Here is an 18,193-nt window from a genome sequence, read left to right as displayed (position 1 = left end):
CGGCCTTCGTACCGTGTGCTCATGCTGCAACCGGACCGCGAGACCAGGGCCGAGTGGATGAAGGCCGTCACCGCGTTCGTCGACGAGTTCGTCGAGGGACTGGAGGCCGCGCCCGCCTCCACACCGGGCCGGGCGCTGCTGCCCCCACCACCGGCGGAGGCCCCCGGCGAGCTGGCCGACCTGCTGGCGCAGTTCGGGGAGGCCGCACGCCAGTCCGTGGAGACCGCGGGCCCGCGCTTCCTCGCCTACTTCCCGGCCGGTGGCCTCTACAGCTCGGCGCTGGCGGAGCTCCTGGCCCAGGTCACCAACCGCTACACCGGCGTCGCCTCCACCGCGCCCGCGCTCGTGGCGCTGGAACACAGCGTCATCCGCTGGTTCTGCACCGAGTTCGGCCTGCCCGGCGGCTCCGGCGGTGTGTTCACGACCGGGGCCTCGCTCGCCACCCTGTCCGCCGTCCACACCGCCCGCGAGGACCGCGGCGACACCGCGGACGGGACGATCTACGTCACCGCGCACACCCACCACTGCGTGGCGAAAGCCGCGCGCATCACGGGCTTCCCCGCCGACCGCGTCCGCGTCGTGCCCGGCCTGCGCATGGACGTCGACGCGGCCCGCGCCCTGATCGCCGAGGACCGCAGGGCGGGCCTGAAGCCATTCCTGGTCGTCGGCACCGCGGGCGCCACCAGCACCGGCATCGTCGACCCGCTCGACGCCATCGCCGCCCTCGCGCACGAGGAAGGGCTGTGGTTCCACGTCGACGGCGCGTACGGCGGCGCCTTCCAGCTGACCACGCGCGGCCGGGAGGCCTTGCGCGGCATCGAGCGCGCCGACTCCATCGCCTGGGACCCGCACAAGAGCCTGTTCCTGCCCTACGGCACCGGTGTGCTGCTCGTCCGGGACGAGGCACGGCTGCGCGCGGCCCACGTGGCCGACGGCGACTACCTGCAGGACCTCGACCACGACACCGGCGTGCCGAACTACTCCGACCTCGGGCCCGAGCTCACCCGCGAGTTCCGCGGCCTGCGCGTCTGGCTCCCGCTGCACCTGCACGGCGTGGCCGCGTTCCGTGAGGCGCTGGACGAGAAGCTCGACCTAGCCGCTGAGGTCCGCACCGCCCTCGCCGACGTCGAAGGCCTCGAAGTCCTGCCCTCGGAGCTGAGCGTCGTCGTGTTCCGGGCCGCTGACGACCCGACGAGCGAGCGGCTGTTCACGGCGATCAACGACTCGCGGCGGTTCTTCCTGTCCAGCACCCGGCTCGACGGCCGGTTCGCGCTGCGGTTGTGCGTGCTCAGCCACCGCACCCACCGTGAGCACGTGGCGGAGTTCGCAGACCTGGTCAGGCGCTTGTCCGCAGCACCAGCGAGGTAGGCAGCAGCACCGACGGCGGCAGTCCCTCCTCGCCGTCCACCTCGGCGAGGAGGCGCCACGTCAGCATCCGCCCGAACTTCTCCACGTCCTGCCGCACGGTCGACAGCGGCGGTACGGCGGGCACCGAGTCGTCGAACCCGATCACCGCCACGTCACCGGGCACCGACCGGCCGCGGGCGTGCAGCACCTGCAGCGCGCCGAGGGCCATGATGTCCGCGGCCACGAACACGGCGTCCAGCGCCGGGTCCCGGTCCAGCAGCGCCGCCATCGCGGCCGCACCGCCCTCGGACGTGAAGTCGCCGTGCACCACCAGGTCGGCGGCCCGCCCGCTCATGGCGCGGCGCCACCCGGCCAGCCGGTCGAGGCCCGCCGCCATGTCCGCGGGGCCCGCGATGGTCGCGATCCGCCGCCGTCCCGACGAGATGAGGTGCTTGGTCGCCTCCTGGGCGCCGGTGAAGTTGTCCGAGTCCACGAACGGCACCGTGCCGCCCGACAGCGGACGGCCGCCGACCACGACGGGCAACCCGTTCTCCTGCAACACCGACAGCAGCGGGTCGTGGCCGTGTAGGCTCACCACGAGCGCGCCGTCCACGTGCCCGCCGGTGAGGTAGGCGGACACGTCACCGGGCTGGCTCATCATCAGCACGAGCTGGGTGCGGCCCGCCAGTTCGGCGTGGACCCCGCGCATCAGGCCGGCGAAGAACGGGTCGGACAGCACCCGGCCGCTCGGTTCGGACAGCACGAGCGCGATGGCGTTGGCCCGGTGCCCGGCCAGCGACCGCGCGGCCTGGTTCGGAGTGTAGTCGAGCTGCACGACGGCGCGCTTGACCGCAGCCTTCGCCCGTTCGCTCACGTGCGGTGCGCTGTTGAGGACGCGGGACACGGTGGACTTGGACACCCCGGCCAGCCGGGCGACCTCGTCGATGCCGGCTCGTCTGTTCACTTGGCGACTTCCTCTGGCGGCGGCGGCGTTCTGGGAACGCTCCCAGAAACAGTGAGGAGTCTTTACCGCAGCCGGGTGGCGCGTCAAGCGAACGAGGGGGTGCTCTCAGTTCGTCAGGCGGTGGCGCGGCGCACCAGCGAGGTCGGGAGCAGCAGCGACGGCGGCAGACCGTCCTCACCGGCCAGCTCCGCGAGCAGCCGCCACGTCATGGTGCGGCCGAGCTCCTCCACGTCCTGGCGGATCGTGGTGAGCGGTGGCGTCGAGGTCGCGGCCAGCACCGAGTCGTCGAACCCGATCACCGCCACGTCGTCGGGCACCCGCTTGCCCTGCGCGTGCAGCGTCTGCAACGCCCCCACCGCCATGATGTCCGCCGCCACGAACACGGCGTCGAGGTCGGGCGCCTGCTCCAGCAGCTCGGCCATGGCCCGCGCGCCGCTCTCCGGCGTGAAGTCCGCGTGCGCCACCAGGTCCGTGGCGATCTTGCCCTCGCTCAGCCCGCGCCGGAACCCGCTCAGCCGGTCCGCGCCCACCGCCATGTCCTTCGGGCCGGCGACCGTGCCGATCCGCTTGCGCCCCAACGAGACCAGGTGCCGCGCGGCCTCCAGGCCACCGGTGAAGTTGTCGGCGTCCACGAACGGCACGCTGGTGTTGCCCAGCGGCCGCCCGCCGACCACGACCGGCATGCCCATCTCGTGCAGCATCGGCACCAGCGGGTCCTCGCCGTGCAGGCTGACCAGCAGCGCACCGTCGGCGTGCCCGCTCGCGAGGTAGGCGACCAGGTCGTCGGTGTCCGACGGCTGGCTCATCATCAGCAGCAGCTGCACGTGCCGCCCGGCCAGTTCGGAGTGCACCCCGCGCAGCACGCCCGCGAAGAACGGGTCGCTCAGCACCCGCCCGGTCGGCTCCGACACGACGAGCGCGATGGCGTTCGCCCGGTTGCCGGCCAGCGCGCGGGCGGCCTGGTTGGGGGAGTAGCCGAGCTGCGCGATGGCGGCGTGCACGGCCTCGCGCGCCTTCGTGCTGACGTACGGCTCGCCGTTGATGACCCGGGAGACGGTCGACTTCGACACCCCGGCGACCCGCGCGACCTCCTCGATGCGAGGCCCGGGTCGTCTTTTCGCCGTCTCCGTCATGACGTCATCCTAGGGCTCCGGCGGAATCCGGCGGCGGTGCGGCGCGCTCATGTCGGAAACCGGACAGTTCAATGACATCGGCGGGCGCGGCTAATCGGGCTCGAATGCCGCGTTGCGCATTCGGGTCTGGGCAACGACATCGTCCTGCGCGCGCTTTACCGGGGCGCGACCCGCTGCTCCGCGCGGGTCCGCCATGGCGGCCACCGGCTGCCGGCGCGTTTGTTCACGCCGGAAATGGTGCGGTTCCGGCGGCGGCACGCGGGCCGCAACGGGTATCCGCGCACCGTCGGATTTCCGTCGCACCCCGTGATCGAGACCAATCCCGACCTGTTCGACAACGACGACCGCGTCACCCTTTTGCGGATCGGCCGGGTGCCCGGGCGTCGGTCTTGCCGGCGAACCGGGTGCGGCTACTTCGGCGTGATCGTCACCCGGATCTGCACCCGCAGCCCGGTGTTCGTGACCCCCGTGATGACCCCGCTGCTCGCCTTGGGCCCCGCCTGCAACCGCAGCACGAACCGCACCGACTCGTTGGCGGCCAGTTCGCCCGCCGAGCACGTCACCTGCCCCTTGCCGGCCGGGCAACCGACCTCGCCCGCGCCCGTGGAACCCGCCCCGACGGTCTTGAGCTCGGCGGGCAGCGTCAGCGTCAGCGTGGACGGGGGTGCGGTGCCGGAGCCGACGTTGCTCAGGGAGATCTCCACCGGGGTGGGCGGGCCGTTCGTGGTCATGCCGACGTCCGGGGGCGAGCCCATCACCAGCGACGGCTCGCCGTTCGACGTGTCCTGGCCGGTGGTCGTGGTGGGGGCGCCGGGGACGGGTGCGTTCGCGGCACCGGAGGTCTGGGCCGCGCCGGAGGTCGCGGTCTCGGTTGCGGCGGTGCCGGACGTGGTGGTCACGACCGAACCCGAGGTGGTCAGGCCGGTGGTGGGCGCGGTCGACGTGAACGAGGCGGCCGGGGGAGCGGTGGTGTCGGCCCTCGGCGGGTTGAGCGGGGCGCTGACGCCGGCGGTGACGACGATGACGACGGCGGCGGTCGAGGCGGCGGCCACGGTGAACCACGAGGAGACGCCCGCGGAGGCCAGCGCGCTCGCCTTGCTGAAGCCGAGGTAACCGGCGGCGGCACCGCCGAGGACCAGGGGTGCGACGACGGAGCGCAGGGCGGCGTTGACGTCGGCCAGCTCACCGGCGATCGCGCGGCACTCGACGCAGCGGTCGAGGTGGGCGTCGAGCTGCATCGACTCGCGCGCGGACAGGCCGCCGCGGGTCCAGGCGCCGAGCTTGGCGACGGTCGCGCGGCAGCGTTCCGCGGGGTCGCGGGCCACGTGGGCCTGCAGGTAGGCGCGGCGCAGGCCCTCGCGGGCGCGGTGGGCCATCGCGGAGACGCCGTTGGCGGACAGGCCCAGGATCGGCGCGACCTCGCCGGGCGACTGGCCCTCGATGGCGGTGTGCCACAGCACGGTCTGCCAGCGTTCCGGCAGCGACTCGAACGCCGTGGCCGCCAGCGACTGGTTCAGCGAGGCCACCGCCGTGTCGCTGAACTGCACGCTCGTCACGCGGGTCGCGCCGGGCACCTCCTCGACGTCACCGGCCAGCTCCAGCCGCTTGTCGCGCCGGGTCTTATCGTAGGCCGTGTGGCGCACCGCCGTGAGCAGGTAGGGCCGGAACGACGCGTCGGGGCCACCACCCGTGCGCAGTGCCGAGAGCACCTTCGCGAACGCGTCCGAGACCAAGTCGTCGGCGTCGGCGGACGACCCGGTGAGCTGCAGGGCGAGGTTGAGCGCCGCGCGCACGTGCCGTTCGTACAGCCGGCCGTAGGCCTCGACCGCACCGCGGCGCACGGCGTCGATCAGCTCCGCGTCCGAAGGCGGCCGAGGAGCGCCTTCCTCGTCGATCAAGCTTTCCGCCTATCTCCGTGCAACGGGTGATAGGCGGACCTTATCGAGACACGTCAACCCGAACAATCCACGCATCCGAACCAAATGCATTGGGAGTCCACAATGGACGTTGTTTGGGCTGGTCTTCCGCAGCCGCCGCCGTCGGGGCACGATCCACATCGCGGGACGGCGGTCCTGTTCACCGGGCGCCGCGGCCCGATCCCCAGTGCCGAAGACGGGTCTTGTTCCTCTGGCGGACCGGCCGTGCCCCTGCTCAGGCCAGGTCGGCGGTCAGCTTGGCGGCCATCGCGCGCACGGCGGGCGTGTCGTAGCGGTCGCATTCGGCCAGCGCCCGCACCCGCAGCTCGCGCGCCTGCGCGGCGTCACCGGCCACGTCGGCGAGCTCCGCCAGTCGCGCCATGACCTCGATCCGGTGGTCGGACAGCCGGGCCTCGTCCAGCGCCGACAGCAGCTGCTCGCGCGCCTCGCCGAGCCGGCCCGCGTCCATCAGCACCAGACCGCGGTTATGCCGCACCCGCGCGACCCCGGCGGTCGTGCCGTGCCTGGAGAACAACGACTCCGCCTCGTTCAGCAACTCCAGCGCCCCGTCCACGTCGCCCGTGGCGGCCAGGCTGGTCGCGAGCCGGATGAGCATCATCGCCAGCAGCTCCTCGTCGCCGCCGGCCGCGCGGTGCTGCTCGACGCTGCGCCGCTGCACCTCGACCGCCTCGCCGAGCTCACCGGTGCCGTGCAGCATGAGGCCCAGCAACGACAACGCCAGGTTCTCGCCGATCGGGTACCCGGCCTCCTCGAACAACGCGAGCGCGCGCCGCCCCAGCTCGACCGCCCGCCGCGGTTCCCCGTTGCGCCGCAGGATCGCCGAGCCGTAGTACCACGTCCACGCCTGCGTGACCGTGTCGTCGACCTCGATCGCCGCCGCCTGCTCGTGCGCCACCAACGCCTCTCGCGGCTGCCCGCACAACGCGTACTGCGCCCACGCCAGGTAGTTCAACTGTTCCACCGTGTCCCGCGGGGTGCCCAACGCGCGCGCCGCGTCCGCTCCCGCCTGGAACACCTCACGCCACAGCTCGCCGACCCCGTGCAGGTCCGAGTACCAGTGCATCGCCTGCGCCAGTGCGAGCACCCGCTCGTGCTCGCCGAGCCGGGCCGCCGACCGCAGCGCACCGCGCCAGTGCTCCAGCTCCATCACCAGCCGCCGGCCCGCGGACTCCTTGTCGGGCAACGACTCCGAGCGCACCGGCGGGTCGTCGTGGTCGAAGTGGCGCGCGGCCGTCGTGGCGATGTCGAGCAGCGAGTGCCGCAGCCGGGTGCTCAGCTCGCGCACCACGGCGGGGTCCTCGTCGAGCTCCAGCCGTTCGGCGGCGAACACCCGCAGCAGGTCGTGCCGCCGGTAGCGGCCGGGCGTCTCGCTGACCCCCAGCAGGCTCGCGTCGGCCAGCTCCTCCAGCACCTCCTCGGCGCCGTGCCCGCCGTCCTCGCCGGCCACCACCGCGGCCAGCTCCACGCTCGTGTCCGGCCCCGGGACCAGCGCCAGCCTGCGGAAGAGCCGTGCCGCGTCCGGGCTGAGCTGGTGGTAGGAGTTCTCGAACGCCGTGCGCACCTGCAGGTCGCCCGCCTTGAGCAACGACAGCCGCCGCCGTTCGTCGGCCAGCTGCGTCGCGAAGTGCTCGACCGTCCACTGTGGCCTGCTGGCCAGCCGGTTGCCCGCGATGAGCAGCGCCAGCGGCATGCCCCCGCACAGCTCCGCCACGCGCTGGGCCGCCTCGGGCTCGGTGTCCACCCGGTCGCCCGCCACCGCGCGCAGCAGCGCGACGGACCGCTCCAGCGGCAGCAGGTCCACCGCGAGCCGGTGCCGCGCGTCCAGGCCGGTAAGCGTGTTCCTGCTGGTCACGAGCACCATCGTGCCGGGGCTCGACGCGATCAGCGGCCGCACCTGGGCCTCGCCGGCGGCGTTGTCGAGCACCAGCAGCACCGTCCGGTCCCGCAACAACGAGTGGTACAGCGACAGCCGGTCCTCGGGGTCCGCGGGGATCTGCCGCTCGTCGACGTTGAACGACCGCAGCAACCGGTGCGCGGCCCGCCCCGGTGACAACGGCTCGGCGTCCATCCCGCGCAGGTCCAGGAACACCGCGCCGTGCGGGAACCGCGCGCCCAGCCGGTGCGCCGCGTCGACCGCGAGCGCCGTCTTGCCCGCGCCCGGCGGCCCGTGCAGCACCGCGATCTGCACCAGCGCCGACGACTCCGCCTCGCGCGCGAACCCGTCCACGGCCCGTTGCTCGGCCTCCCGGCCGGTCAGCTCCAGCAGCACCGGCGGCAGGCTCGCCGCCGACAGCACCGCGCTGGGCGGCTCCGGCCGGACCTCCGCCTCCGGCACCCGCCCTGCCCGCGCGAGCGCCGCGAACTCGGCGGCCTCGTCCCCGGCCAGCCCGAGCCCGCTCACGAGCAGCTGCACCGTGCGTGACTGCGGGGTGAGCGTCCGGCCGCGTTCCATGTCGCTGATCGCGCGCATGCTGAGCCCGGTGCGGTCCGCCAGCTCCTCCTGGGTCAGCGGCACGCGGGATCGGTAGAAGCGCAGGAAGTCCCCGAACGAGCTCACCGGGCCATGTTGCCACGACCCGGCAGTTCTCGTTCGCGTCCTCGTCGCTTCGGTGAGAATTTCTTCCGGAGGTTCTGCCGGTCAATCGTCAAGGTGGTGCGCGCATTCCGCGGATAGCGTCGGGGTAATCGTTCTTCTTTGTTCGAACCGGGGAAAAGACGTGTCAGAGTTCAATGGGTTGCTCCAGCGTGCAGAAAATCACCGAATTCGTCCGGTGGTGGGTCTGGCGTGGGTGTTGGCGCTGGTCGGGCTGCTGATCCGCTGGCACGGCCACTACCCGATCGACCTCGACGTGTACCGGCTCGGCGGCCTCGCCTGGCTGACGGGCAATCCGCTCTACTCCGGGTTCACCGGCCCGCCACTCGACCCGGGGCTGCCATTCACCTACCCGCCGCTGGCGGCCGTGTCGTTCAGTGCGATGAGCTTTGTTCCGGGGTGGGCGCTGAACCCGCTTCTGCTGACCGCGGGCTTCGTCGCTTTGACCGCCGTGTGCGTCACCGTCGCGGGCCGGGTGCGGCCCGGCCTGCGGTGGACGCTCGGCCCGGTCGCGCCGATCGCCGCGCTGGCGCTGGACCCGGTGGAGTCGACGTTCGGCTACGGCCAGATCAACCTCCTGCTGCTGGGCCTGGTCGTGGTCGACTGCCTGGCGGTCACGGACCGTCGCTTCCGCGGCGCGCTGGTCGGCGTGGCGGCGGCGGTCAAGCTGACACCGCTGATCTTCGTGCTGTACTTCCTCGTCCGCCGCGACTGGCGGGCAGCGCTGACCGCCGCCGCCACCTCCGCCGGCCTGGCCGTGGTGGGCTTTCTGGTGGCGCCGCGCGACTCGGTGCAGTTCTGGTTCCACGCGATGGTGAACCCCGAACGGATCAGCGGTGTCGCGCTGCAGACGAACCAGTCGATCCAGGGGCTGCTGCGCGGCCTCGGCCTGGAGTCCGGCACCCGGTCGCTGCTGTGGGTGGCGCTGTCGGTCGTCGCCGTGGCCGCGGCGGCGTTCGTGGCGTGGCGCTCCGATGACGACGTCGTCGCGTTGTTCGTCATCGCGGCCGCCGGCCTGTTGGCGTCCCCGGTCTCGTGGCTGCACCACTGGGTGTGGTGCGTGCCTGTGTTGTTGTTGCTCGCGCTGCGCGGTCATTGGCCGATGTTCGTCATCGTCACCGCGGTGTTCATGATTCCTGTGCACGAGGTTGACGGTTATGTGGCGCTGGCGGCTGTGGCGTTGAGCGTGCTGGCGTACCGGTCGCGGATCGTCGCCACCCCGACCACAGCCGCGGTGAAGCTGAGCACGGGTTGCGGCCACGCGGCCACGTCGACCGGCCGATTGTTCGGGTGCGTATGGTTCTCGGATGGCCGAGAAGCCGGACAACTTGACGCACAACACGGTGCACGGCGACGTCAGGACCGTGGTGCAGGCCGGGAACGTGCACGTGCACGGCTCGTCGCCCGCGTTGCCGGTACCGCGGGAACTGCCGTGCGACGTGCGGGGATTCGCAGGCCGCGCGGAACACCTCGACCGGCTCGACCGGCTGTTGGAGGCCGACGGGCGTGCGCTGGTCATCTCCGCGCTCGCCGGAGCGGGAGGGGTGGGCAAGACAGCGCTCGCGGTGCACTGGGCGCACCGGGTCCAGGACCGCTTCCCGGACGGCCAGCTGTACACGAACCTGCGGGGGTACGACCCCGTCGAACCGTCCGCGGAACCGGGGCTGGTGCTCGAAGGCTTCCTGCGCGCCCTCAACGTGCCCGACGCGCACATCCCGATCGACCTCGAAGCCCGCCAGCGGTTGTACCGGTCGCTGCTCGCCGACCGCCGGGTCCTGATCGTGCTCGACAACGCGGCGACCGCGGACCAGGTGCGTCCGCTGTTGCCCGGGAGCAACCTCTGCCGCGTCGTGGTGACGAGCCGCAGCGCGTTGTCGAGCCTCGTGGCACGCGAGGGAGCCCACCGCGTCACCGTGGACGTGCTGCCGCTCGGCGAGGCGGTCGAGCTCCTGGCCGCCGAGCTGCACGACATGCCGGTGGCGGCGCTCGAGAACCTCGCCGAGCTGTGCGGGCGGCTGCCGCTGGCGTTGCGGATCATCGCGGAACGGGCCGCCGCCTCGAACGTGCCACTGCCGGACCTCGTCGCGGAGCTGGCGGACGAGCAGTCACGGCTCGAGGCGTTGTCGCCGGACCCCAGCGCGGTGCGGGCCGTCTTCGCTTCGTCGTACCGCGCGTTGTCCGCAGAGGACGCGCGGACCTTCCGTTTGCTCGGCTTGCACCCGGGACCGGACATCAGTGCCGCCGCCGTTGACGCACTCGTCGGCGGTGAGGCTCGGCGGTCGTTGCAACGGCTGGTCGGAGCGCACCTGCTGGAGGCGCACGGTCGGCGTTACCGGTTCCACGACCTCGTGCGGCTCTACGCGGCCGAGTGTGCGCGCCGGGACGAAACCGTTGCCGAGCAACGTGAAGCGTTTGCGCGCGTGGCCGGCTGGTACGTGCACACCGTCGCGAACACACAACGGGTGCTGGACCCGCACTACCGACTTCTCACACCGGATCCGTTGCCGGCAAGGGTCGTGCCGTCGAGGTTCCGCTCCAGGGAGGAGGCGCTGGCGTGGATCGCAGACGAGCACGCGAACCTGGTCGCGGTCACACGACGCGCACACGACAGCGGCGTGAACGGGCCGGCTTGGCAGCTGCCGGCCTTGCTGACGCGCTACTACATGAACACACACCGCTGGGAGGAATGGCACACCGCCACCCACATCGGGTTGGACGCCGCCACGCTCCTGGGTGACACCTGGGCCGAGGCCGAGGTCCTGAACAGCCTGGGAATTCTGTTCGCCCAGAAACAGCAGCACGAGGAGTCCTTCGCCTGTCACAGCCGGGCCCTGGACCTGCGGCGTGCGCACGGGGACCGGCACGGGGAGTGCGTCACCCTCAACAACATCTGTTTCCCGTTGAGACAAGCAGGTCGGCTCGAACGTGCTCGTGAGCTCTTGCTGCAAGGACTGGAGGTGGCCCGGGACATCGGCTACGCGGGTTGGTTGCCCACCCTGCTGGGGAACCTCGCCGGCACGAGCGGTGAGCTGGGCAGGTGGAACGAGTCGCTGGAGTGGTGCGAGCAGCAGGAGCAGGCTGCTTTGGAGCAGATCGACCACTACGAGGACAACCTCCTGAGCAACCGCGGTGAGGCTTGCCGGGGGCTGGGTCGCCTGGAAGAGGCGATCCAGTGCCATGAAAGCGCTCTGGGCCTGGTTCGGGCGCAAGGCCGCGTGCGGCATCCCCTTGCCCAGGCCTACAAGCTCAGTCTGCTCGGTCGTGCGTACCGAGACGCGGGGCGTCTCCAGGAAGCGGTCGAGGTGCTCCAGAGGGCGGTCGCCCTGTGTCCCGAGTACGACTCCGGTTCTGTGCACACCATGTGCCTGCAGGATCTCGCCGAGGTGCGGAGCAGGCTATGAGGGGCGCGTGTAGCGGTGTTTCACCCCCACCGGGAAGTACTCCGGGTCCCCGGCCGGTCGCAGCACCACCTCCGGCAGCTGCCGCTCCACCGGCACGTAGTTCGCGAACTCGCTGTTGAGCCGCAGCAGCTGCGCCCGCACCGACTGCGCGATCGCGGGTGCGTCGGCGGTCGCGCCTGGCGCGACCTCCACCGTGATCCGCAGCGACCGGTCGCGGTCCGCGTCCTCCACTGACTCGATCACGAACTTCCCTGTCACCGTCGCGCTGATCTCCGGTTGTTCCAGCCCCACCGTCACGTTCTCCGGGTACACGTTCGCCCCGAAGAACGACACCGTGAACAGCGAGCGCCCGAACACGTAGACGAACGGCAGCGGCGGGCCGTCGGGGGGTGTGAAGCCGTGTTCGGCGCACAGCGCGAGCAGTTCGGCGTGGGGGAGGAGGCCGCCCTCGTCGCCGATGCGGTAGCGCACCAACGGGATTCCGCCGTCCGCGGTGAACACGAGGGTGTCGTCGACGACCTCGAAGAAGCGGCTGGCGGGGTCGTACTGCACCAGGGTCGGCAGGCGCGGGTCGCCGAACACCAGCCGCGCCAGGTCGGGGCGGTGGGCGAGGAAGCGGCGGATGCCCACCGACAGCGCGGTCTCGGTGCCGAGCACGCCCGCGTCGGCGGTGCCGTAGAGCGCGGCGATGTCGTGCACCGGGTCCGCGATGCCGGCCCTGGTGGCGACCAGGTCGCGCCACTGTTCGCTGAAGACCTCGCCGGCCAGCACCAGCTTCACGTCGAACGACCAGTCGGTGCCGGAGTCGACCACGTCCTTGACGAACGGCGGGTAGCCGAGCAGGACGGTCTGCTCGAAGTGCGGTGCGAGCTCGGGCAGGACGCGCAGGACCTCCGCCTTGTTGTTGCCCGGCGCCACCACCGTGATGGGGCAGCCCTTCGCGGCCAGGTGGCGCACGCACGCCTGCGTGAACAGGCCGCCGACCCACGTGCCGAGCGGGAAGCACACGACCGCCAGCGTGCTGCGCTCGTCCGCGCCGAAGCCGTCGACGAGCACCTGCTCGAAGCGGCGGGCCACGTGCAGCTCGTCCTCCAGCGACCGCGGCCAGATCGTCGGCCGGCCGCTGGAACCGGACGAGACGGCGATCATGTCGCAGGCCGCGAGGGTGCCGTCGCGGCACAGGTCGGGCAGCGGGTGGCGCTGGTGGTAGTTCGCCTTCTCCGTCAGCGGCAGGCGCTGGAAGTCCGCGAACGCCTGCACGGACTCCGGCTCGATCCCGTGCTCGGCCAGGAAGTCCCGGTAGGCGGGCACGATGGTGGCGGTGCGGCGGAACAGGTCCAGCACCCAGGACGGGGACGCCTCCGCCGCCGGGGCGAAGAACGTCTCGAACGCGCGGAGCACACGGGCCTGCCGATCACTCATGGTCCCGACCTTGCCAGACGGCGGTTCGGTGCGCGTGCCCGGCACGGGCGGAGGCCGGCCGCGGAAACCGCGACCGGCCTTCCCGAGCCACCGGCTCAGCCGACGCTGTCGACGACCTTCGTCGTGATCGCCGTCGAGGTCAGCACCGTGCCCTCGGGCAGCCAGGTGTACTCGCTGCCGGGACCGGTGAGCCTGCGGTCGCCGATGAAGTCGCCCGTCTCCGGGGAGATGACGAGCTCCACGCGCTCGTGCCGGTCCGTCAGCGTGATGCCGACGCCGGTGCGGCCGTCCATGGTCACCTTCTGCGGGGAGACCGTGACGCCGTCGATCTTCGCGATGGCGCGGTACCAGCCGGCGCGCAGGTCCGCGGGCATCAGGCCGGCGCGGAGGATCTCGGTGGCCTTGGCGAACATGGCCGCGGGCGTCGAACCGCGCTGGCTCGTGGTGCTGCGCAGCCACTCGTACAGCGCCGCCGGGTCACGCGGCAGCGCGGCGTAGAACGCGGGCGAGTCCCAGTCGGTCGGGTCGCCGCACACCTTGCGCGGCTGGGACTTCGGGAAGAAGTCACCGCACTTGCCGCGGCGCTCGCCGGTGTCGGTGTCCTGGTTGGTGTAAGGCGCCTCGGACTGCGGGACGTTGCCGCCCAGCCACTTCGCCTCACCGTTCTGGGTGCGGCGGTTGACCCACTCCTGCGTGACGTCCGCGGGGATCCACGTCTGGTAGGTCAGCTCCACCGCGTAGGTGGCGCCCCTCATCGGCTGCGGGTTGTCCACAGAGGACCCGAACATCATGCCGCGCGCGTACGTGCCGTGCTCGGTGATGAGGCGGTACTGGCCGGGCCCGACCGGCTGGTCGACCGGCGTGATCTTGCCCGCCGCGTCGTCGAGCAGCTCGGCCGCGGACAGCAGCGCCACCTGCTGTTCGGTGGGGCTCGGCGACGCGGACACCGGGGGTGCGGCGGCGGGCGGTGCCTGGGACGGTGCGTCGGTGTCGTGGACCACGACCACCCCCGCGGCGACGAGTGCCACGGCGGCCGCGGCGACGGTCACCGGTAGCAGCTTGCGGCGGCGCAGCGGGACCACGGTGCCCGTGGCCGCGGCTTCGACGACCCTGGCGCGCACGGCGTCGAGCGGGCGGGTGCTCGTGCGGTCGGCCCGGTGCAGCAGGTCCAGTGCTTCGTCCAACTCGGTCATGACGACTCCCCTGTGAGCAGTGCCTGCAGTTTCGTGCGCACGCGGTGCAGGCGTGAGCGGACCGTGCTGGCAGGCAGGTTCAGCGCGGTCGCGACCTCGGACGGGTCCAGCCCGGCCCAGGACGTCAGCAGCAGCAGGTCCCGCTCCTGCGCGGACAGCCTCGGCAACGCCCGCGCGAGCTGGCGCTGGGCGTCCACCCTGGCGGCGACCTGTGCGTCGTGGGAGTGCTCGGTCTCGGTGTGCAGCCGTTCGGTCGCCCGGTAACCGCGCAGCTCCGTGCGCACGTGGTTGCGCAGCAGGTTCGTCGCGATGCCGTACAACCAGCCGCGCACCGGCGCCTGGGCCGGGTCGTAGGCGCCGCGCCTGCGCAGGGCCACGAGGAACGTCTCCGCGACCAGGTCGTCGGCGGTGTCGAGCCCGACGCGGCCCGCCAGGTAGCCGCGCAGGGCAGGGGCATGGGTGTCGAAGAGCGCGGTGAACGCGGCGGCCGGGTCCTCACCGTCGAGGTCCGGCCTGCTGCCGTCCACGGCGCGCTCCTTGGGCTTGGTCACGCTGGTACTTGTCCGCTCCGGCCCCGAGCGTCCCCGAACTGTGACCGCCGTCACCACTGCGCGCTGATGAGTCCGGAGTGGACGTTATACCGCCCGCGCCGCGGGTGTGCTGCTCAGCGCCGGTGCGCGGGCCGCGGCCAGCACGACCGGCAGGAGCAGCAGACCGGTCAGCGGCCACAGCCCCGCCGCGAGCTGCTGCCACACCGTCAGCCCGCCGGACAGCGGCGGCACCTCCGGCACGTCGAGCAGCGCGAACCACCGCACGGCGAACACCACGAACACCACGGCGGTGAGCACCGCCAGGCCCGGCGACCGCCGCAGGTGCGCGTGGGCCGCCAGCCACACCAGCAGCGGCACCACCCAGACCCAGTGGTGCTCCCAGCTCACCGGTGACACGAGCAGGCTGGTGACCGCCGCGGCCGAGAACCCCAGGAAGTCCGACCCCCGGCGGTGCGCGGACCGGGCCACCGCCAGGCCGCAGACCGCCACCAGCGCCAGCACGGGCAACCACGACCGGTCGAACCCCACCGTGCCCAGCGCCCTGGCCAGCGCGCCCGGCAACGACTGGTTCGGCGTCACGTACACGTCGGCCACCCGCGACGACTCCAGCACCAGCCCACCCCAGTACCGGGCCGAGTCACCCGGTGCGACGAGGAAACCGGCCGCGACCGTGCCCAGGAACGCCAGCGCCGCAGTGCGGGCCGCCGCCCACTGCCGGGTCACCAGCAGGTAGCCGATGAACAGCAACGGCGTGATCTTCAGCCCGGCCGCGATGCCGATGCCGACACCCCGCCACCGCCCCGCGCCGGGGCGGAAGTCCAGCAGCACCAGCAGGAGCAGGAACGCGTTGATCTGCCCGGCGATCAGCTGCACGCGCACCGGCAGCAGCAACGACACCAGGACCAGACCGGCGACCACGAGCAGGCCGCGGTGCCGCCGGACCCCCGCGATCCGCACCGTCAGCCACACCACCGCGCCCAGCGCTGCCAGCGACGCGGTGTTCCACAGCAGGCCCGCCGCTCCGGCCGGCAGGAACGACAGCGGCGCGAAGATCGCGGCGGCGGCCAGCGGAGGGTAGGTGTAGGACATCGGCCCGTACAGCGGCGACAGCACCACCAGGTCGTAGAGCGACCGGCCGTCGCGCACCGCCTGCCCGCTGGCCAGGTACACCTTGAGGTCCACCGTCCAGCGCAGGCCCCAGTACGGGTCGCGGGTGTAGACGGCGTGGGCGACGAGCGCCAGTGCGACCGAGGTGGCCACGACCGCTGCCACGAGAGCCGCGGGGCGGGCGAAGCGCGCCCTGGGAGCGGTGGGGGAGGCGGTGGTGCTGGGCTTGGCAGGGCTGAGCATCGGCGTGCACCCTCTCGTCCGAGACCAGAGCGCTCTCATGCTCTCGGGGCCGGCTCGAGCGCCGCTCACGTCCGCCGTTCACACCCGCCGGGCGCGCACGAAGCCCCAGCCGACGAGGGCGGCCGACAGGGCGGTGAGCGCGAGACCGCCGATCGTGACGGCCCGCTCGAACTGCGCGGTCTGCGCGGCACTCCACCCCGGCTGGGCGATGCCGCCCGCGAACAGCACCGCGAGCACCGTGCCGCTGACGGCGACCCCGGCGGCGGCGGTGACCTGCGAGGCGGTGTCGACGAGCGCCGCACCGATCGAGGTCCGGTTCTCCGGCAGGCCCTTCAGCACGTTCACGCCCGCGACCGCGCCGACCACGCGGATGCCGATGGCGACGAGCACGAGAGCGGCCGCGACCGGCGCGTAGCCGAGCCGCCCGAGCAGCGCGTACACCGCGAGGCCCGTCACGACGCAGCTCCCGCCGAGCCACGCCGCCCGGTCCAGGCCCACCGCGCGCACGAACCGGGTGACCAGCGGGCCACCGGCGATCAGCACGACGACCTGCGGCAGCATCCCGGCCGCCGCGAGCGCGGGGGACCAGCCCCAGTCGAGCTGCAGCTGCAACGTCACGAGGTAGGTGAGACCGGCCGCCGCCAGCCCGGTCGCCGCCTTGTGCGCGAGACCGCTGGCGACCAGCGGCCGTGCGACGAGCTTGAGGTCCAGCAACGGATGGCTGGCCGTGCGCGCGCGGACGACGTACAGAACCGCTGCCACGACCGTTGCGGCGGAGGCGGTCCACGGCAGCCACGACGAGGCGCCCCGTTCGACGAAGAACGTCGGCACGACCAGGGCGAGCACGATGGTCGCGGTGCCGAGCACGCCGCCGAGGAGGTCCGCCGGGTCGCGGTGCAGCTCGGCCGCGGTGTCGGCCTCGACGCCGCGGCCGATGCCGGCGAACGCCAGCACCGAGATCGGGACGTTGACCAGCAGCAGCGCCTGCCACGGCGCCACGGTCAGCAGGGCGCCGCCGAGCGGCGGGCCGATGGCCAGGCCGACGAGACCGACCGTGGAGATCAGCGTCATCGCGCGGACGCGCAGGTCGTCGGCGCGGAACAGCCGGAAGGCCAGCGCGATCGAACCGGGTGTGGTCATCGCGGCCGCGACGCCCATGACCGACCGCACCGCGACCAGCTCGCCCACGGACGTGACGAAGAGCGTCGCGAGGCTCGCGGCACCGAGCAGGACGAGCCCGGCGAGCATCACGCGGCGCCGCCCGACCCGGTCGGCCACGGCACCGAACACGAGCATCAGCCCGCCGAACACGACGGCGTAGGAGTTCGACACCCACTGCAGCGCGGTCGTCGAGGCGTGCAGGTCGCGGCCGATCGTGGGCAGCGCGACGGTGAGGATCGAACCGTCGAGCATCTCGAACAGGAAGACGGCGGACAGTCCGGCGAGGGCGATCCACGCCTCGCGCAGGGAAGCGGGGGAGCGCAGGCGGGGCTGCGCGGTGGAGGTTGACACGAACACTGTTCTACTTACGAACGCTGTTCGTGTCAACTGTAGGCTGAGTGCCATGAACCGGAAGAGCGCCTCGGCACGCGACGAGTGGGCGGCGCAGATCGCGGCACTGGACGAGCAGCCCGCGGCGCGCAAGGAACCGATCACGGTCGGCCGCATCGTCGACACGGCCCTGCGGCTCGTGGAGACCGACGGCTACGCCTCGTTGACGATGCGCCGGGTCGCCGCCGCCCTCGACACCGGTCCGGCCTCGCTCTACGCGCACGTGCGCAACAAGGCCGAGCTCGACGACCTGCTCATCGGCGCGCTGGGCAAGCGGGTCGCGCTGCCCGCACCGGACGCCGAGCGGTGGCGGGCCCAGTTCGCCGACGTCTGCGGGCAGCTGCGCGACGAGTTCCTGCGCTACCCCGGCATCGCGCAGGCCGCGTTGTCGGCCGCGCCGAAGAACCTCGACACGCTCCGCATCACCGAGGGCATGCTCGGCATCCTGCTGGCCGGCGGCGTGGACCCGCAGGCGGCGGCGTGGACGATCGACGCGGCACTGCTGTACGTCAGCGCCTACACCGTCGAGGCGTCCCTGCGCCGGCACCCCGACGGCGGCCGGGACACGCGCGTCGTCGACCGCGCCGAGGCCCTGGCGCGGCTGCGCATGCTGCCGATGAGCCGTTTCCCGCACACCGTCGAGCACGCCGACAAGATCGGCGCCGGCGAGGGCCACGACCGGTTCGACTTCGCCCTGGAGCTGCTGCTGCGCGGCCTCTGACCACCCGGCGGACGCGATCTCGCCGCGGTG

Annotated in this window: 12 protein-coding genes and 1 pseudogene; 4 read left to right on the top strand and 9 right to left on the bottom strand. The window is 72.5% G+C overall.

The window, feature by feature from the left end:
- Positions 1-21 precede the first annotated feature (21 nt).
- On the top strand, positions 22-1,368 hold the full coding sequence (locus ACZ7CF_RS30070) for a pyridoxal phosphate-dependent decarboxylase family protein (RefSeq protein WP_470371146.1): 1,347 nt from the start codon (positions 22-24) through the stop codon (positions 1,366-1,368).
- Here the strand turns inward: ACZ7CF_RS30070 and ACZ7CF_RS30065 are convergent.
- From ACZ7CF_RS30065 to ACZ7CF_RS30050, 4 genes are all read right to left on the bottom strand, one after another.
- Entirely contained in the window at positions 1,337-2,311 is a 975-nt protein-coding gene (locus ACZ7CF_RS30065) for a LacI family DNA-binding transcriptional regulator (protein WP_458431424.1), read from the bottom strand. The genes ACZ7CF_RS30070 and ACZ7CF_RS30065 overlap by 32 nt on opposite strands.
- A gap of 113 nt (positions 2,312-2,424) precedes the next feature.
- Positions 2,425-3,444 carry a LacI family DNA-binding transcriptional regulator gene (locus ACZ7CF_RS30060; RefSeq protein WP_360392889.1) on the bottom strand — a complete coding sequence of 340 codons (1,020 nt, stop codon included), beginning with the start codon at positions 3,442-3,444 and terminating at the stop codon, positions 2,425-2,427.
- Positions 3,445-3,854: 410 nt separating this feature from the next.
- Positions 3,855-5,342, bottom strand: a complete 1,488-nt coding sequence (locus ACZ7CF_RS30055) for a sigma-70 family RNA polymerase sigma factor (RefSeq protein ID WP_360392892.1) — start codon at positions 5,340-5,342, stop codon at positions 3,855-3,857.
- Positions 5,343-5,595: 253 nt separating this feature from the next.
- On the bottom strand, positions 5,596-7,938 hold the full coding sequence (locus ACZ7CF_RS30050) for an ATP-binding protein (RefSeq protein WP_470371145.1): 2,343 nt from the start codon (positions 7,936-7,938) through the stop codon (positions 5,596-5,598).
- A gap of 418 nt (positions 7,939-8,356) precedes the next feature.
- Between ACZ7CF_RS30050 and ACZ7CF_RS30045 the strand changes: the two are divergent.
- A pseudogene (locus ACZ7CF_RS30045) lies at positions 8,357-8,944 on the top strand (glycosyltransferase family 87 protein); the annotation flags it as partial.
- A gap of 337 nt (positions 8,945-9,281) precedes the next feature.
- Positions 9,282-11,375 carry an ATP-binding protein gene (locus ACZ7CF_RS30040; protein WP_470371144.1) on the top strand — a complete coding sequence of 698 codons (2,094 nt, stop codon included), beginning with the start codon at positions 9,282-9,284 and terminating at the stop codon, positions 11,373-11,375.
- Here the strand turns inward: ACZ7CF_RS30040 and ACZ7CF_RS30035 are convergent.
- From ACZ7CF_RS30035 to ACZ7CF_RS30015, 5 genes are all read right to left on the bottom strand, one after another.
- The gene (locus ACZ7CF_RS30035) at positions 11,370-12,797 is read right to left on the bottom strand and encodes a phenylacetate--CoA ligase family protein (protein WP_470371143.1); all 1,428 of its coding nucleotides are present in this window, start codon (positions 12,795-12,797) and stop codon (positions 11,370-11,372) included. The genes ACZ7CF_RS30040 and ACZ7CF_RS30035 overlap by 6 nt on opposite strands.
- Positions 12,798-12,892: 95 nt before the next feature.
- Positions 12,893-13,990 (bottom strand): CU044_5270 family protein, encoded by a 1,098-nt coding sequence (locus ACZ7CF_RS30030; RefSeq protein ID WP_360392905.1) that lies wholly within the window; start codon positions 13,988-13,990, stop codon positions 12,893-12,895.
- Entirely contained in the window at positions 13,987-14,541 is a 555-nt protein-coding gene (locus ACZ7CF_RS30025) for an RNA polymerase sigma factor (protein WP_360392908.1), read from the bottom strand. The genes ACZ7CF_RS30030 and ACZ7CF_RS30025 overlap by 4 nt, the downstream gene beginning before the upstream one ends.
- An 84-nt stretch (positions 14,542-14,625) precedes the next feature.
- Positions 14,626-15,891: a glycosyltransferase 87 family protein gene (locus ACZ7CF_RS30020; protein WP_360392911.1), complete on the bottom strand. Its 1,266-nt coding sequence runs from the start codon at positions 15,889-15,891 to the stop codon at positions 14,626-14,628.
- A gap of 78 nt (positions 15,892-15,969) precedes the next feature.
- The gene (locus ACZ7CF_RS30015) at positions 15,970-17,403 is read right to left on the bottom strand and encodes an MFS transporter (RefSeq protein WP_470371142.1); all 1,434 of its coding nucleotides are present in this window, start codon (positions 17,401-17,403) and stop codon (positions 15,970-15,972) included.
- Between the two features lie 52 nt (positions 17,404-17,455).
- On the opposite strand from ACZ7CF_RS30015, the gene ACZ7CF_RS30010 reads away from it, so the two are divergent.
- Positions 17,456-18,163, top strand: a complete 708-nt coding sequence (locus ACZ7CF_RS30010; RefSeq protein ID WP_360392916.1) for a TetR/AcrR family transcriptional regulator — start codon at positions 17,456-17,458, stop codon at positions 18,161-18,163.
- Positions 18,164-18,193 lie beyond the last annotated feature (30 nt).

Source organism: Lentzea sp. NPDC036955 (assembly GCF_055608005.1).
Note: the sequence above shows the minus strand (reverse complement) of the source record. Positions and strands in the feature narration are given on the sequence as shown.